At 54.3% G+C, this 254-nt stretch carries 1 protein-coding gene; it reads right to left on the minus strand.

Going from position 1 to position 254, the window contains the following annotated elements; translation table 11 throughout:
- On the minus strand, nt 1–254 hold a 254-nt coding region (locus tag HU720_RS24025; RefSeq protein ID WP_186523656.1), incomplete at both ends, for a response regulator transcription factor.

The raw sequence follows: 254 nt of genomic DNA on the forward strand, positions 1-254 counted from the left end.
GTTCACCGACATCTGCGGAAACGTCGAATAACCTTTGACCAGTGCCTTGAGCGCAAACAACAGGGCATCGAGGTCTTCGTCCTTGTTGACGAAAGCCGCGATCCCGGCATCCAGGCAGCGACGAACATAGAGGTCGGAGGACTGCCCAGTGAGTACCATGATTTTTGGCGCAGGATCGAGCAATTGCAAACGCTTGATCACCTCCATGCCATCCAGGCCTGGTAGCCCAATATCGAGAATCACCACTTTTGGGG

This window comes from Pseudomonas sp. SWRI51 (genome assembly GCF_014268825.1).
In the GTDB taxonomy this organism is placed as follows: domain Bacteria; phylum Pseudomonadota; class Gammaproteobacteria; order Pseudomonadales; family Pseudomonadaceae; genus Aquipseudomonas; species Aquipseudomonas farsensis.